Origin of the sequence: Streptomyces sp. 1114.5 (genome assembly GCF_003635085.1) — a bacterium.
GTDB lineage: Bacteria > Actinomycetota > Actinomycetes > Streptomycetales > Streptomycetaceae > Kitasatospora.
Genome location: NZ_RBXE01000001.1, coordinates 1,458,104 through 1,473,038 on the forward strand (window position 1 = coordinate 1,458,104; position 14,935 = coordinate 1,473,038).

Here is a 14,935-nt window from a genome sequence, read left to right on the forward strand (position 1 = left end):
AACGGGGGCGACCGGCCCTTCGACGTGTGCGGGGGCTCAGCCCGCGGCGGCCACGCCCGCCTCGCCCATCGCGCCGATCCGCCCGAGCAGGTCCACGATCCGGCCCTGGACGTCCTCGCTGGTCGAGCGCTCGGCCAGGAACAGCACCGTCTCACCGGTGCGCAGCCGGGGCAGCTCGCGCGGGTCGAGGTCCACCGAGGTGTAGACCACCAGCGGGGTGCGGTGCAGCCGGTCGTTGGCGCGCAGCCAGTCCAGCAGGCCGACCCGGCGGCGGCGGATCTGCAGCAGGTCCATCACCACCAGGTTGGGCTGCACGCTGCTGGCCCGGGCCACGGCGTCGTTCTCGTCCACCGCGTGCTCGACGTGCATGCCGCGCCGCTCCAGGCTGCTGATCATGGCGGCGGCGATGTCCGGGTCGCCCTCGACCAGCAGGACGCGCGGGGCGTGGTGCTCGCCGTCGCGCGGCGCGAGGGCGCGCAGCAGGACGGCCGGGTCGGCGCCGTACGCGGCGTCCCGGGTGGCCTGGCCGAGGCCGGCGGTGACCAGCACCGGGACGCGGCGGTTGAGCGCCGCGGTGCGCAGCGACTGCAGCGCGGTGCGGGTGATCGGGCCGGTCAGCGGGTCGACGAAGAGGGCGGCGGGGAAGCCGGAGACCTGGGCGTCCACCTCCTCGCGGGAGCTGACGATCACCGGTAGGTAGCCGCGGGCTTGGAGGGCCTGCTTGGTGGCCGGGTCGGGCTCCGGCCAGACCAGCAGCCGACGGGTGTTGGCCAGCTCGCCACCGGTGGCCGACGCCTGCTCGGGGAAGGGCGGGGCGCCGGCGGGCCGCTCCTCGGCAGCCGCGAGCTCCGCCATCGGGCGCGGCGCGGTCCGGGCCTCGGCCGGGACGGGCGGCTGCGGCGCGCCGGCGGGCACCGGGGCGGTGCCGAGCGGGCGCGGCGGGGCGAGTTCGCCCAGGCCGGTGCCGACCGGGCGCGGGCCCGACGGTTCCTCGGCGGCGGGCAGTGCGGGCCGGGCGGGCGCCGGCGCGGTGCCGGGCGTGCCCGGCTCCTGGCCGGACGGAGCGGCGGTGCCCACCGGCGCGTCCGGGCCGGGCCCCGGCGGGACGGCCAGCCGGCGGCGGCGCCCGGTCGGTGTGGCGGCCGGTTCGGGCGGCGCGGGCGCGGGGCCGACCGGCAGGGCGTGCTCCAGGCCGGGGTAGACCGGGGCCTCGGGCATCCCGGGCAGGGCGAAGCCGCCGGAGGAGTCCTCGGCGGAGGGCAGGGCGCGGCGTCGACGGGGCTTGGGCTCGCCGGGAGCCTCCTCCGGGGCGGCCTCGGCGGTCGGGGTGCCGCCCGCCGGGGTGCCGCCCGCCGGGGTGCCCTCGGCGCCGGCCAGCGCGGCGGGGGCGGACGTCGGGGCCGGACCGAGCGCGAGCGGCTCGCGCCCGCCGGTCCGGTTCTGCTGGGCCCGCTCGCCCTCGACGGGCACGGCGTAGGCGGGGCCGGAGCGGCCGTCGTCCTTGCCCCACGGGTCGCTCTGCACGCCGTTCGGGCCGGCCATGCCCTGACGGCCGTACGCGGGATCGTTGCCGGTGCCGTTCCACTGCTCGGGGACGGCCCGTTCGACCCGGGCCGGGGCGTTCGGCCACTGGTCGGCAAGGGTGTCGGGGGTGCCGGGCGCCGGGGTCTCGGCGGCCGGCCGGCCACGGCGACCGCGCCGCTCGGCGGCGGGCGGCTCCTCGGCCGGAGCCCGGTCCGGCTGCTCGCCCGTCGGGGCGACCGGAGTGGCCTGAGCGGGCTGGGCGGCCGGGGCCGGCTCGGCGGGCCCGTCGCTGCTGGGCAGCTGGGGGATGCCCGGGAGCTCGGGCAGGACGGCGCTGTCAGTCTCCTTGGGCCGGTCGGAGCGGCCCTCGGCGGACGCGCGCTCGGCGGCGGCCTTCGCGGCGGCCGGGTCCAGCGGCAGCTCGACCACGTACGTGGTGCCGGCCTTGCCGGGCAGCTCGTGCGGCTGGAGCACGCCGCCGTGCCGCTCGACCACCGCGCGGGCTATCGGCAGGTGGACGGGGCTGCCGCCGACACCGGGGCCGCGGATCTCGACCCGGGCGACCTCGCCGCGCTGGGCGGCGGCCAGGACGACGGTCGGCAGCTCCGCGGCGGGCGGCAGCGCGGGCACCGAGCCGCCGTTCAGCCCGGGCACGGCCAGGCCGGGAGAGGGGGCGATGGGGGCGTCCAGTGCGTAGCCGGTGCCGCTGACGTCGGCGACCAGGTGGGCCAGCGCCTGGGCGAGCCGCCGCTCGTCGGCGATCACCTCGACCGCGGCGGCGTGCACCGAGAAGCGCACCCGGCCCGGGCCGACCAGCTCGCCGGCCTCCTCGACGGCCCGGCGCACCACCGCGTCCAGCGAGACCGGCACCCGCGGCGCGGACTTCCGGCGCCCCTTGCCATCCCCGCCGTCGGTGCCGCCCTTGCCGTCGGTGTCGTCCTTGCGGTCCTTGGCGTCCTTGCCGTCCTTGGCCTCGGCCGCGCCGCTCTCGCCCGCCTCGCACCGCTGGTGGTCCAGGACCCCGTCGATCAGCTTCCCGAAGCGGCGGCACTCGGCGGCGAGCCGGCGCAGCGTCCAGTTGGCCTCCGGCCAGAGCTGCCCGGCGGGGTCCGCGGCGAGCGCGTCCAGCCGCTGGTTCAGCGCGTTCAGCGCGCCGCCCAGCTCGCTCTCCAGGACGGCGGTGAGGTGCTCGTTGCGGGCGACCAGGGCGAGTTCGCGGCTGCGGTCGGTGAAGGTCATCACCGCTCCGACCAGCTGGTCGCCGTCCCGGACCGGGGCGGTGGTGAGGTCGACGGTGACCGGCCGGCCGTCCTTGCGCCACAGCACGGTGCCGCGCACCCGGTGCTTGCGCCCGGAGGTCAGGGTGTCCAGCAGCGCGGACTCCTCCAGCGCCAGCGGGGTGCCGTCGGGCCGGGAATGCTGGATCAGCGGGTGCAGCTCGCGCCCGCCCAGCTCGCTCGCCCGGTACTCCAGGATGTGCGCGGCGGCCGGGTTGACCAGCACGCAGCGGCCTTCGAGGTCGACCCCGAGCACGCCCTCGGCGGCGGCGCGCAGGATCATCTCGGTCTGCTTGTGCTGGCGGCGCAGCTCGGCCTCGACGCCGAGCCGGCCGGACAGGTCGCGGACCAGCAGCAGGAGCAGGTCGGAGGAGGACGGCGAGCGCGAGCCCTCGCGGTACGGGTCGTACGGGACGAGCGGGGAGAGTGCGTAGCCGCGGCCCTCGCTGCCGTCGTCGGCGAAGTCGTTGCCGGAGACCTCGACCGGGAAGGTGGTGCCGTCGGTGCGGTGGGCGGTCATCCGGACCGGACGGTCGAGGGCGTCTCCGTCCCGGGTGGCCGGCCGCATCGAGCCCGGGATCCGGCTGGGGTCGAACTCGGGGAGCAGGCCCAGCACGCCCATGCCGACCAGTGAGGTGCCCGGCGCCTGCAGCGCCTGGACCGCCGCGCTGTTGGCGTCCACGACGGTGCCGTTGCTGTTCACCAGCAACAACGCGTCGGGCAGGGCGTCGAGTATGGCGGCGAGGCGAGCAGCGCCTCGGATCGGCCTGCTGCTCACGTCGACAGGTCTCCTCGGCTCGGGGCAGCTCCTCCGGAGACGGCAGTATCTCATTCTTCTTTGCGGCGGGGTCGACCCGCCTAGTAACGTGGGCGGTGGTTGGTGCCGAGCCCCACGGTTGTGGCATCATCACTGACACACGGAACGGGTCCGCTCGCGCGGGCTTGGTCCATGTGGGGAGGCTTCGCCTAGTCCGGTCTATGGCGCCGCACTGCTAATGCGGTTTCGGGGTTATTCCTGATCGAGGGTTCAAATCCCTCAGCCTCCGCCAGTCGGGAGCCCCCGTCGACGATCTCGTCGGCGGGGGCTCTTCGCGTTCCCGGAGGCCGGGCGGAGCCGGTCGGCGGCAGGTCGGGCCGGGCCGGCCGCCCGCCCTGGGCGGACCCGGGGGCGGGGCCCGGGGCAATCGATTTCGCCCCACGTCGCAGGTCATGTAATGTTGTCCACGCAACGCCCCGGGGCAACGTTCACGGGGCGAGCGCTCATAGCTCAACGGATAGAGCACTTGACTACGGATCAAGAGGTTGCAGGTTCGAATCCTGCTGAGCGCACCAAACTCCGCAAGATCGGGTTCGCCCGTTCCTTGCGCTCATAGCTCAACGGATAGAGCACTTGACTACGGATCAAGAGGTTGCAGGTTCGAATCCTGCTGAGCGCACCAGCGAGAAGCCCCCGGCCGTCGGCCGGGGGCTTCTGCCGTTCCCGGCTCCGTGACGACCCCGGAGCGACCACCCGGGAGCGATCACCCGGGAGCGGACATCCCGGCCGCTCGCGGCGGGTCGTTCGAACAGGGCTTCCCGATGAGTGGTCAGATGCCGTCCGCCGGAATCCCCCGGATCGGCCGGGATTTCCCGTTCCGGTATCCGTGCGGATCGACCCGTTGTCGCCCAACGGATGAAAGGCGGCCGTTTCGGGTACATCCCGCCCTGCCGCCCGGATGACCGCCGAACGGGTGGGACACGGCCGAAAGCGCAGGTGTCGCAGGATCGCCGTTCCGGCGTCGTGATTCCTTCTTGTCGGATCTTGTGCCCGGACTGCCCGCCCCATTCGGCAGCCGACCGCGAAGGAGAGCCGGATGAGCCGACAGTTCCACCGCACCGCTGCCACCCTGGCGGTCCTCACGGTCGGGCTGCTGACCGGTTGGAACGTCCCGCTCTCGGCGGCCCAGCAGTCCCCCGGTACCTGGTCGGGCGACCAGCGGGCGCTGCTGCCCTCCGGGCTTTCCGTCCGATTCGATGTCGAGGCCTCCCCCGGGGTGGGCGTCACCGCCACCCCGGGCGAATTGGCGGACCACCCCGGAGGGGGGCATTCCACCGGCCTCTATACCGACGGAATGCGCCCCGGGGCTCCGGCCCAGACCTTCGGAATCACCCCGGACCATCCTCAGGCGGACGGTTCCTGGCACACCCTGGGGACAATCCGGCTGAATTTCTCCCGGCCGGTCCGCAATCCCCGATTGCACCTCAGCGGCCTCGCCGCGACCGCCACCGGGAAATCCGGGGCCACCAGCACCGCGACCCGGCTGACCCTCATCGGCGGCACGCCCGCCGCCCCCACCCTGGTCAAGCGCACCGGCTGGCCCGGCTGGACGGTCGACGGCAGCACCCTCGCCCCCGCAGGCCCGGACGGCACCTCCGACGCCGCGCCCGGCTCCGCCGCCGAGGGCTCCCTGGAACTCGACGGGACCTTTCGTACCGCGGTCTTCCGGATCGAGCAGCGCTCCACCGTCCGGGCCGGCAGCACCACCGCCCCGCCCGTCCTGCGCCAGGCCTACACCGTCAGCGTCGACGAGGCCCTGGGAACAGCGCCACAGGCCTACGGCAACGCCTCGCACGTGATCTCCGACCTCTTCCTCGGCGCCGCCGCCACCACCCCCTCGCGGCGCGGCCCGAACGGCCCCGCCACCGCGGCGGAGGACGAGCCGATGATCCGGCTCGACCACGGCGCCTCCCTGCGCAGCCCCTTCGCCGACCCGCCGCCGCCCAAGCTCCAGCCCGGCCGCAGCGAGTACCAGGGCGCCGACCCGTCCATCGGCTTCCCCGTCGACGCCGCGATCGGCCGCTACTACCGGGTCACCGTCCCCGTCGCGGTCGGCGACCAGCCCGCCACCCTGGCGGGCTGGATCGACTTCGCGCACACCGGCAGGTTCGACGCCGCCGGGCGGGTGCAGACCGAGGTCCCGCCCGGCGCCGACACCGCCACCCTGGAGTGGACCGTCCCGCCGGGCGCGGCCTCCGGCGAGACCTGGGCCCGGCTGCGGATCGGGCGCGACACCAGCCAGCTCGTCCCCTCCGGCGGCTTCGCCGACTCCGGTCAGGTCTCCGACCAGCGGATCAAGCTGACCGTTGGCGCCGCCCGACCGGAGATCGCCGAGCCCGTCGACGGCACCGTCCTCGCCGACGGCCGCCCTGAGATCAGCGGCGAGGGCGCGGTGGCCGGCGCCACCGTGGAGATCCGCGAGGACAACGCCGCGCTCTGCAAGGCCAAGGTCGCCCGCGGCGGCACCTGGTCCTGCCGGCCCGCCACGGCGCTCGCGGCAGGCCCGCACGGCCTCACCCCGGTGGAGACCACCAGCGGCGGCGTGGTGCTGCGCGGCGAGGTGGTCAAGGTCACCGTGAAGACCGCGCCGCCGGCCGCGCCCGCCCTCTCCCTTCCCGCCTACACCAACGACCCCGGGCTGCAGCTCACCGGCACCGGTGACGTGGACAGCACGGTCTCGGTCGCCGACCGCTCCACCGCGGGCGAACTGTGCAGCACGACGGTGCACGCGGACGGCCGGTGGTCCTGCCTCCCGGTCGAGAACCTGACGGACGGGAAGCACCAGCTCACCCCGGTCGCGGTCGACGCGGCGGGGAACCGCACGCCAGGGCAGCCGGTCACGCTCGTGGTCGACACCGTCCCGCCGGACCGGCCGGTGCTCACCGCGCCGGCCTCGGGGGAAACCGTGCGCGTCAGCCGGCCGAAGCTCGCCGGGCGGGCGGAGCCGGGCTCGAACGTCCTGGTCACGGCCAGGGTCGGTGCGGACCCGAACCAGCGGACGGTGCTGTGCGGCGCGACGACGGCGATCGACGGCAGCTGGACCTGCACCGCCAACCGGGACCTCGCGGACGGGGAGCAGTGGCTGACCGTCACGGCCACGGACCCGGCCGGGAACGGGACCTCGGCGGACCCGGTGCCGGTACGGGGCGCCGCCGCAGCGGCGGTGCCGACGCCGGTGGTGCCGTCGGTGGTGCCGAGCCCGTCGGCATCTGCATCGGTATCGGCTACGGCCGGCCCGGTGGCTGCCAGCCCGTCGGCTTCGCCGTCGGTGACGCCGACCGCGGTGGCTTCGGCCTCCGTCTCCGTCTCCGCCTTCGCCTCGGCCGCGGTTTCGCCGAGCCCGAGCCCGAGCCCGAGTCCGTCCGTCGTGGCGATGCCTTCGGCGCAGGTGACGGTGCCGGTCCCGCCGGGAGTCCTGCCGGTGGTCGTTCCGCCGGTGACTGCTCCATCGGTGACCGAGAGTCACGTGGCTGCCGTGCCGTCACCCTCGCCGTCGGTCTCGCCGAGCCCGAGTTCGAGCCCGAGCCCGAGCCCGAGCCCGAGTTCGAGGCCGAGTCCGTCCGTCGCGGCGGCGGTGGAGGCTCCGTCGACGGCCGCTTCGGTGTCCGTCGTTCCCTCTGCCGCTCCGACGGCCTCGACCATCGCGACGTTCTCCCTGACGCCGATGCCGACTCCGACGTCGACTCCGACCCCCACCGTCACCAGGCCCCGAGGGGCCGAAGCCGTCGGAGCCGACGAGGCCGGCGAGGCCGACGAGGGAGAGGCCCGGCCGCTGGCCGCGCCGCCGGAGGACGCTGCGCAGAGTGGGGCCGGGCGGTCCGAGGAGGCCGGCTGGCGCGGTGGACTCGCCGGGGTCCTGCTCGTGCTCGCCGGGATCGGGCTGATCACCCGCCGGGTGTTCGCCCGTGGGCCCGGCGCTCGACGGCGCTGACCTGCGCCGATTGTTCCGCTCACCCGTTCATGTGCCTGCGCGTCGGGTCAGCTTGGACGATTCGTCAGCAAATGTCGACACACCTCGGCTCAAATGTCGCATTTGATGACGTATGAACTTAGCCTGACCATGGCACTGCCCGTCAGATCCGGGCCGCCCGTTGCGCGACACACCAACCCCAGAGGATCCGTGCATGGACGTCACCCGCGATTCTTCGCAGCGACCCGAGAACCTGTCCAAGGCGTTCCCACCGGCCGTGCCGGAACGTTTCGCCTCTGGTGCGGGCCCGCTGGCCGGGGCTTCGGCGATCAGGGCGGTCAAGGCAGCCCCGGCCGACAGCGGGCCGGCGACCACCTCGCTCGCCGTCCTCCCCGGCCCCTCGTCCGTCGGCCCGGTGGACCTGCGCGACCCCTTGGAGGCCGCCGCCCCGGAGACCGTCGAGCTGCTGGATCCCGTCCGGACCGGGGCATCCACCGCCGCCACCTCGCGGCGGCCCCCGCGGGCCGACCAGGCGCTGCGCGAACACGCGGCCACCACGCTGCCGGGCTGGCTCGCCCTGCTGGTGCTGCTGCTCGGCCTGGCCGGGGCGCTGTTCGTGCTGCTGCGCACCGGCGTCGTCCCGCACTGGGAGGTGCTGCCCGACCTGCGCGGGGCCGGCGCACGGGCGAGCGGGCGGGCGGAGGTGGACGCCCGGGCGATCGCCGGGGTCAGCGCATCCGGCCTGCTGGTGGTGCTCGCGCTCGCCGGGCTCCTGGCCAACGCGGGCGGCGAGACCCGGGTGCTCTCCCGCTGGGGCCGCTACCGGGGGACCGTCCGCCGGACCGGCCTGGTCTGGGTCAACCCGCTGCTGCGCCGCCGCCGGGTGGACGTGCGGCTGCGGCACTGGCGCAGCGAGCCGGTCAAGGTGGTCGACCGCACCGGTACGCCGATCGTGGTCCGGCTGCTGGTCGTCTGGCGGGTCAAGGACACCGCGCGGGCGCTGCTGGCGATCGAGGACCACGAGGGCTACCTGCGCGAGCAGGTCCAGGCGGTGCTCACCCGGACGGCGTCCACGCTGCCCTGCGACAGCAACGCGGCGCCGGGGCCGGCGCTGCGCGACGGGCAGTGGTTCGCCGACGAGATGACCAGGGCGCTGGCGGCCGAGGCCGCTCCGGCGGGCCTGGAGGTCTACTCGGTGCAGCCGCTGGCGCTGGACTACGCGCCGGAGGTCGCCGAGTCGATGCGCCGCCGCCGGTTGGCCGACCTGGACGCCGGCCTGCGGACGGTGCTGGTGGACGACGCGGTGGAGGCGGCGGCGCTCGCCGTCCGCCGCCTGGAGCGGGCGACCGCCCACGAGCTGGACGAGGCCGCCCGCAGCGCACTGATGGAGCAGCTGCTGGTCGCCTTCGTCGCCCCGGCCGGATTGGCCGCTTCGGTACCGCCCCCGGCCGCGCGTGCCGGGCGGAAGGAAGGACGACCCGCATGAGGATAGCCACCGGCGCGTACGCCGAACCGGGCATCGGACTCGACGAGGATCCCGGTCTGATCGGCTTCGAGGAGCGCCTGGGCAGCATCCCTGCGATCACCGGCTGCGGCTGCCCGAACTGCGCCGCCCGGCCGCGCACCGCCCGCGCTGCGACGGGAGCCGGCAGCAGCCGAATGCACCGCGCCGTACGGAGCACCTGCCTGGCCACCACCGTGCTGGCGGGCGCCGGCGTGGTCGGTCTGACGGCCGGGGCCGGATCCGCGCACGCCGCGGCCGGGAAGCAGGGCTGGGACGGGTCGAGGTACTGGTTCAAGAACGCTGCCGGCGAGTGGCGTTGGACCAGCCACTACGACGTCTACACGGCCCGCACCGGCCGGTCCGGCAGATCCGGCGGGGCCGCCGGCTCGGGTTCGACGGCCGTCTCCAACGGTTCGGCCTCCTCCTCCGGGCTGCGCCAGGGGTGGGACGGCTCGAAGTACTGGTTCAAGAACGGCAGCGGCGAGTGGCGCTGGACCAGCCACTACGACATCTACCTGAACCGCACCGGGCAGTCCGGGGGCGGTTCGGCCGAGGACCCCGCTCCCGCCCAGCCCGCGGGCCGTCCGTCCTCGGACACCGTGCCGGACGCCGGGAGCAAGGAGGAGGCCGTCGACTTCGCGCTCGCCCAGTTGGGCAAGCCGTACGTCTGGGGCGGCGACGGCCCGTCCGGCTACGACTGTTCGGGGCTGGTCCAGCAGGCCTACCGGCGGGCGGGGATAAGCCTGCCGCGGGTGGCCGACGACCAGTACGCGGCGACCACGCCGATCAGCGCGGGGCAGCTGCGCCGCGGTGACCTGGTGTTCTGGTCGGACAGCGGCCGGGCCTCGGGGATCCACCACGTGGGGATATACCTGGGCGGCAACACCTTCGTGGAGGCGCCGCGGCCGGGCAGGACCGTCCGGATCTCGACCCTCGACTCGGGCTACTACCCGACCCACTTCGGGCGGCCGTAGGGCCGGTCGGCCGCAGGTGACGCACTGGGCCCCCGACAGCACACCGCTGTCGGGGGCCCGGTCGCGCGCGGCGAGGTGCTCAGGCGGCGGAGGCGGCGTCCAGGAGGGCGGTCTGCTCCGGGGTGAGCTTCAGCGTGGCGCCGGCCAGCAGCGGCGGAAGCTGCTCGACGGTGCGGGCGCTGGCGATCGGGGCGGCGACCGTCGGGCGGGCGGCGAGCCAGGCCAGGGCGACGCCGGCGAGCTCGACCCCGTGCTCGGCGGCGACCACGTCCAGCGCCTCCAGCACCTTGGGACCGCGCGGCTCGGCCAGGTAGCGGGCGGCGCCCTCGGCGCGGGCGCTGTCGACACCCGGGCCACCCGGGCGGTACTTGCCGGTCAGGAAGCCGGAGGCGAGCGCGTAGTACGGGACGGTGGCCAGGCCGTGCTCGGCGACCACGTCGGCCAGCGGGCCCTCGAAGGTGTCGCGCGAGACCAGGTTGTAGTGCGGCTGGACGGCGACGTACTTCGCCAGGCCCTCGCGCTCGGCGAAGGCCAGCGCCTCGGACAGCCGGTCGGCGCCGATGTTGGAGGCGGCGACCGCACGGACCTTGCCCTCGCGGACCAGCTCGTCCAGCGCGGTGACGAACTCCTCGACCGGGGTGTCGTCGTCCCGGTGGGTGTAGTAGAGGTCGATCCGATCGACGCCCAGGCGGCGCAGCGAGGCCTCGGCCGAGGCCTTGATGTTGGCGGCGCCCAGGCCGCTGGCCTCGGGGTGCATGCCGACCTTGGTGGCGATCACGACGTCCTCGCGGTTGCCGCGGCTGCGCAGCCAGTTGCCGAGGACGGTCTCGGACTCGCCGCCGGTGTTGCCCGGAGCCCAGGCCGAGTAGACGTCGGCGGTGTCGACGAAGTTGCCGCCGGCCGCGGCGTAGGCGTCCAGGACGGCGAAGGACTGCTCCTCGTCGGCCGTCCAGCCGAAGACGTTGCCGCCGAGGGCGAGCGGGAAGACGGACAGGTCGGAGGTGCCGAGGCTCACCCGGCTGTGGATTCCGGTCATGGTGGCAGTCAACCGGATTCCGCGGCGGGGCATTCCGTTCGCCGCACGGTCTTCACGAGCCCGTCGTACCGCCGTCGCACGACGGGGTGGTGGGCCGGCCGGGACGGGGGTCCGGGCTGTGCCTGAGGTGGGCCGATTCGTTAGAGTCCGTGCCATGGCTGACAACGACTACGACCCCGCCGGCAGCACCCAGATGTTCCGGGCGTTCGTCGACGAGACTCCGGCTCGCCAGGAGCCGGGCAACGTTTCCACCTACGGCCGCAGCGGCGGCGGCAACCGTACCGGTGTGATCGCGCTGGTCGCGGTCGTCGCACTGGTCGTGCTGGGCGCCGTCGTCTGGCTGGCGGTCAAGTGACCCGCGCGCGGGTGACCCTCGTCCGGGTCACCCGCGCGACGGTAGGTAGCGGAAGCGGCCTCAGCAGGGCTTGCGCCAGGCGTTGAGGTCGAGCTTCTTCTGCATCGAACTGAAGCCCAGGGACTTGGCCTTGGCGCAGAACTGGTCCGTGTCGAGCTTGTACTCGACGTGGAAGACCGCCTTGCCCGCCTTGACGAAGGGCGCGACGCGGTCGCACTCGTCGAACTGCGAGCACTCCTCGTTGACCGCGAAGTCGAAGTCCGGCAGCAGCGCGGGGATCTGGTCCAGGTCGTTCTTCAGGCCGATGGCCAGGCCGCGTTCGTGCGCGAGCTGGGCCAGCATGCGGTTGTACCTGAGCTGGTCGTCGGGGCTCAGCGGGAAGCCGCTGTTCTGGTTGTAGGCCTCGATGGTGTCCGGCTCGATGGCGTCGAAGCCCTTGCTCCTGCACATGTCGAAGCGGGCGGCCATCAGCGGCTTCAGCTGGTCGAGCTTGCGGATGTCGAACCACTTCTCGCCCTTCCAGCCGGTGTCCGAGCCCTGCAGGGCCTTGGCGAAGGCCGTGGAGTCGGGGCGGAAGTTCTCCCAGGAGCCGGCGTTGATGTAGCAGATCACCTTGCGGCCCTTGGCGTGCAGCGCGGCCACCACCGAGGCGTCGTTCTCGAAGCCGTCGATGTCGTAGACCGGCACGTCCACCGACTGGTCCACCGGGCCGCCGCCGAGCTGCCACTGCCAGGCCAGGCCCGGGGTGGGCTGCCAGCGGGCGCCGGACGGCTGCGGGGCGGCGGTGCCGGGCGTGCCCGGGGGCGTGGTGCCGTTCGGCGTGCCGGGGCCCGTGCTCGTGGCGGGGGCGCTGGGCGAGCCGGGGGTGGCGGGGGTGCTGCCGTCGGGGGTGCCCGGAGTCGTGATGCCGGGCGTGCCCGGGGCGGTGGCCGCGGGCGGGGTGCTCGGGGAGCCGTCCGCTGAGTTGTCGTCGTCCTCCGATCCGGAGCTGCTGCACGAGGTGGCCAGCAGGGCGGTGGCGGTGGCGAGGGCCAGGGCGGTCGGCAGCAGCCGGGTGCGGCGGTTCACGGTAGTCGAACTCCGGATCGGGTCAGGTGAGTTCAGCGGCGGTCAGGCCGTGCGGCAGGGTGCGCCAGGGGTTCTCCCCGGCGCCGGGGACGGCGCAGCCCACGCCGGCCCGGCGGGCGGCGATCAGTGCGGTGGCGTCCCGGGCGTACTCGGCGGGGACGTCGTAGACCAGGTGGCAGAAGCGGGAGGCCGCGTGCCGCCCCGTCCACAGCGGTTGCGTCATCGCTCGGTAGGTGTCCCAGTCGCCCTCGAAGGTGACCAGCAGGTCGGCCAGGCCGACCTCGGCGTAGCCCGGGTCCGGGTGCTCGCCGTGACCGAAGATCACGGTGCCGCAGCCGGCCGCGCGGGCTGCCGTGGCCAGCCGTCGGTAGTGCGCCAACGCCCCTGGCTGGGTGGAGACTTGGTCGAGGTAGACACCGGTGATGCCGTGCCGCTGACGGTACGTCAGGATGTCGGCGACCACGGCCGCGTGCGGCCTGCGGCCGTAGTCGGTGTCGGTGTAGCCGACCAACGGCAGCCCCGCCGCACGGAGTTCGTCGGCGGCCTCGGCGAAGACGCCGTCCGGGACCTCGCCCGGACCGTCGGCGAGGTTGAGCACCACGGCGGCGATCCGGTCGGGGTCGGCGGCGGCGACCGCCCGCCAGGCCGCCGGGTCCACCGCGGGGTGGACGTACAGCGGCACCAGCAGGCGGCCGTCGGGGTGCCCGGCGGTCATGCGACCACCGGGGTCGGCGTGGGCTCGGCGGTGCTGAGCCACAGGTCGCGCAGGGTGTCGGCGAGGTCCGTCCGCGGGCGCCAGCCGAGCTCCCGGGCGGCGGCCGAGACGTCGGCCTGCTGCCAGGAGACCGCGGCCGACCGTTCGGAGCCCGCCCCGCTCTCGTCGATCCGACCGGCGAAGCCGGCCGCGGCGACCAGGCCGTCGGCGATCGCCCGGACCTGCCTGGCCTGCCCGGAGGCGAGGTTGAGCACCCGGGGGAGCGGCCGCTCGGCGGCGACCGCCAGGCCGACCGCCTCGGCGATGTCGCGGGCGTCGACGAAGTCGCGGTAGGCGGAGAGGTCCCCGACCGTGACGACGCCGTCCGTGCCCTCGGGCGCCACCCGGCGCAGCTCGGCGGCCAGCCGGCCGGGCAGCGAGCCCGCCGGGGCGCCGGGGCCGACCGGGTTGAACACCCGCAGCACCACCGCGTCCAGCGGCGAGCCGGCCACCGCGAGGGAGCCGGCCAGCTTGGTCGCGCCGTACACGCCGACCGGGCGGGCGTCGGCGTCCTCGGACAGCGAGCCGCCCGCTTCGCAGACGCCGTACTCGCCGGCCGAACCGATGTGCACCAGGCGGGCCTTGGGGGTGCCGAGCTGCAGCGCCTCGCAGAGCACCGCCGGGCCGCGGGCGTTCACCTCGGCGAGCTTGACCGCGCTGCCGGCCACCGCGCCGGCGAAGTTGACCACCACGTCGGGCGCCAGCGCGGCCAGTTCCTCGCCGAGCGGGCCGGCCTGGGCGGTGGCCAGGTCCAGCCGCAGGTCTTGGGAGGGCCGCCGGCCCGCGGTCAGCACGGTGGCACCGGGCAGCGACCGCAGGACGGCGGTGGCGTGACGGCCCAGGAAGCCGTCGCCGCCGAGGAGCAGGATTCTCACGCGGCCCGTCCGTCGCTCTCGGCGCCCGCGGCGGCGGGCTCGTCGGTCGTGTCGTCCGCGGCGGCGCGGGCGGCCGCGAGCGGCAGCTCCGCGACGTCCGGGGTGAGGCCGGCCGACTCGAAGGGCATCAGGATCGGGCGGATGGTCGAGAACTCGGTGTTGGCCCGGTCGTAGTCGTCGGGGCGGCCGATGTCGAGCCAGTAGCCGTCGAACTCGTACGCGGACGGCGGGGTCTTGGCCGCCAGCAGGTCCAGCACCAGCTCGTCGAAGCCCAGCGGCAGGCCGGGGGTGTACTTGGCGAGCGCCGAGCGCGAGACGCCGTACACGCCCATCGAGACGCGGTAGTCGATGCTGGGCTTCTCCTGGAAGCCGGTGATGCTGCCGGACTCGCTGGTCAGCACGCCGAAGTCGATCTTGACCTGGCGGGCGTAGGTGGCGATGGTCAGCGGTGCGCCGGACGCCTCGTGGTGCTTGAGCACCCCGGCGAAGTCCAGGTCGGTGAGAATGTCGCCGTTCATCACCAGGAAGTGCTCGGGCAGGCGGTCCTGCATCGTGAGCAGGGGGCCCATGGTGCCGAGCGGGCTGTCCTCGACGGCGTAGCCCACCCGCAGGCCCCACTGGGAGCCGTTGCCGACGTAGGCGCGGATGATGTGCCCGAGGTGGCCGATGGCCAGGGTGACGGACTGGAAGCCCGCGGCGGCGAGCTGGCGCATCACGATCTCCAGGATCGCGTGCTGGTCGCCGATCGGAACGAGCGGCTTGGGAAGCGCGGTGGTGTAGGGGCGGAGACGGACGCCCTTGCCGCCGGCCAGGATCACTGCATGCATGGTTTTTCCCCCAC

General features: G+C 74.8%; 9 protein-coding genes, 3 tRNA genes and 1 pseudogene. 7 read left to right on the top strand and 6 right to left on the bottom strand.

Annotation, left to right across the window (positions count from 1 at the left end):
* Positions 1-36: 36 nt before the first annotated feature.
* Positions 37-3,579, bottom strand: coding sequence for a PAS domain-containing protein (locus tag BX285_RS06315; RefSeq protein WP_121174656.1), 3,543 nt, complete (start codon positions 3,577-3,579; stop codon positions 37-39).
* A gap of 177 nt (positions 3,580-3,756) precedes the next feature.
* On the opposite strand from BX285_RS06315, the gene BX285_RS06320 reads away from it, so the two are divergent.
* The 6 genes from BX285_RS06320 to BX285_RS06345 all read left to right on the top strand — a co-directional run bounded on the left by BX285_RS06320 (position 3,757) and on the right by BX285_RS06345 (position 10,006).
* Positions 3,757-3,850 (top strand) — tRNA-Ser (locus BX285_RS06320).
* A 207-nt stretch (positions 3,851-4,057) separates the two neighbouring features.
* Positions 4,058-4,133, top strand: a tRNA-Arg gene (locus BX285_RS06325).
* A gap of 31 nt (positions 4,134-4,164) precedes the next feature.
* Positions 4,165-4,240: transfer RNA gene (locus BX285_RS06330), tRNA-Arg, on the top strand.
* A gap of 414 nt (positions 4,241-4,654) precedes the next feature.
* Positions 4,655-7,549: an Ig-like domain-containing protein gene (locus BX285_RS06335; protein ID WP_121174657.1), complete on the top strand. Its 2,895-nt coding sequence runs from the start codon at positions 4,655-4,657 to the stop codon at positions 7,547-7,549.
* 193 nt (positions 7,550-7,742) lie between these two features.
* Positions 7,743-9,014: an SPFH domain-containing protein gene (locus tag BX285_RS06340; RefSeq protein WP_121174658.1), complete on the top strand. Its 1,272-nt coding sequence runs from the start codon at positions 7,743-7,745 to the stop codon at positions 9,012-9,014.
* Positions 9,011-10,006: a C40 family peptidase gene (locus BX285_RS06345; RefSeq protein WP_121174659.1), complete on the top strand. Its 996-nt coding sequence runs from the start codon at positions 9,011-9,013 to the stop codon at positions 10,004-10,006. The genes BX285_RS06340 and BX285_RS06345 overlap by 4 nt, the downstream gene beginning before the upstream one ends.
* Positions 10,007-10,085: 79 nt before the next feature.
* On the opposite strand, the gene BX285_RS06350 is transcribed toward BX285_RS06345, so the two are convergent.
* Positions 10,086-11,033, bottom strand: coding sequence for an aldo/keto reductase (locus tag BX285_RS06350; RefSeq protein WP_398900913.1), 948 nt, complete (start codon positions 11,031-11,033; stop codon positions 10,086-10,088).
* Between the two features lie 163 nt (positions 11,034-11,196).
* Here BX285_RS06350 and BX285_RS06355 point away from each other — a divergent pair, with 163 nt between their 5' ends.
* Entirely contained in the window at positions 11,197-11,397 is a 201-nt protein-coding gene (locus BX285_RS06355; RefSeq protein WP_097237035.1) for a hypothetical protein, read from the top strand.
* 60 nt (positions 11,398-11,457) lie between these two features.
* On the opposite strand, the gene BX285_RS06360 is transcribed toward BX285_RS06355, so the two are convergent.
* From BX285_RS06360 to BX285_RS06375, 4 genes and pseudogenes are all read right to left on the bottom strand, one after another.
* Complete coding sequence (locus tag BX285_RS06360) at positions 11,458-12,465, bottom strand: endo alpha-1,4 polygalactosaminidase (RefSeq protein WP_259470452.1); 1,008 nt, start codon at positions 12,463-12,465, stop codon at positions 11,458-11,460.
* Between the two features lie 22 nt (positions 12,466-12,487).
* Positions 12,488-13,180 carry a spherulation-specific family 4 protein gene (locus BX285_RS06365; RefSeq protein ID WP_097237036.1) on the bottom strand — a complete coding sequence of 231 codons (693 nt, stop codon included), beginning with the start codon at positions 13,178-13,180 and terminating at the stop codon, positions 12,488-12,490.
* A complete protein-coding gene (locus BX285_RS06370) occupies positions 13,177-14,094 on the bottom strand; it encodes an NAD(P)-dependent oxidoreductase (protein WP_121174661.1) in 918 nt (305 codons plus the stop codon). The genes BX285_RS06365 and BX285_RS06370 overlap by 4 nt, the downstream gene beginning before the upstream one ends.
* A 125-nt stretch (positions 14,095-14,219) precedes the next feature.
* Positions 14,220-14,921 (bottom strand): annotated as a pseudogene (locus tag BX285_RS06375) (NDP-sugar synthase); the annotation flags it as partial.
* Between the last annotated feature and the right edge of the window lie 14 nt (positions 14,922-14,935).

Coding starts and splice junctions, on each gene's coding strand:
- BX285_RS06335 (WP_121174657.1), top strand. CDS start 4,655: ATGAGCCGACAGTTCCACCGCACCGCTGCCACCCTGGCGGTCCTCACG.
- BX285_RS06340 (WP_121174658.1), top strand. CDS start 7,743: ATGGACGTCACCCGCGATTCTTCGCAGCGACCCGAGAACCTGTCCAAG.
- BX285_RS06365 (WP_097237036.1), bottom strand. CDS start 13,180: ATGACCGCCGGGCACCCCGACGGCCGCCTGCTGGTGCCGCTGTACGTC.
- BX285_RS06345 (WP_121174659.1), top strand. CDS start 9,011: ATGAGGATAGCCACCGGCGCGTACGCCGAACCGGGCATCGGACTCGAC.
- BX285_RS06355 (WP_097237035.1), top strand. CDS start 11,197: ATGGCTGACAACGACTACGACCCCGCCGGCAGCACCCAGATGTTCCGG.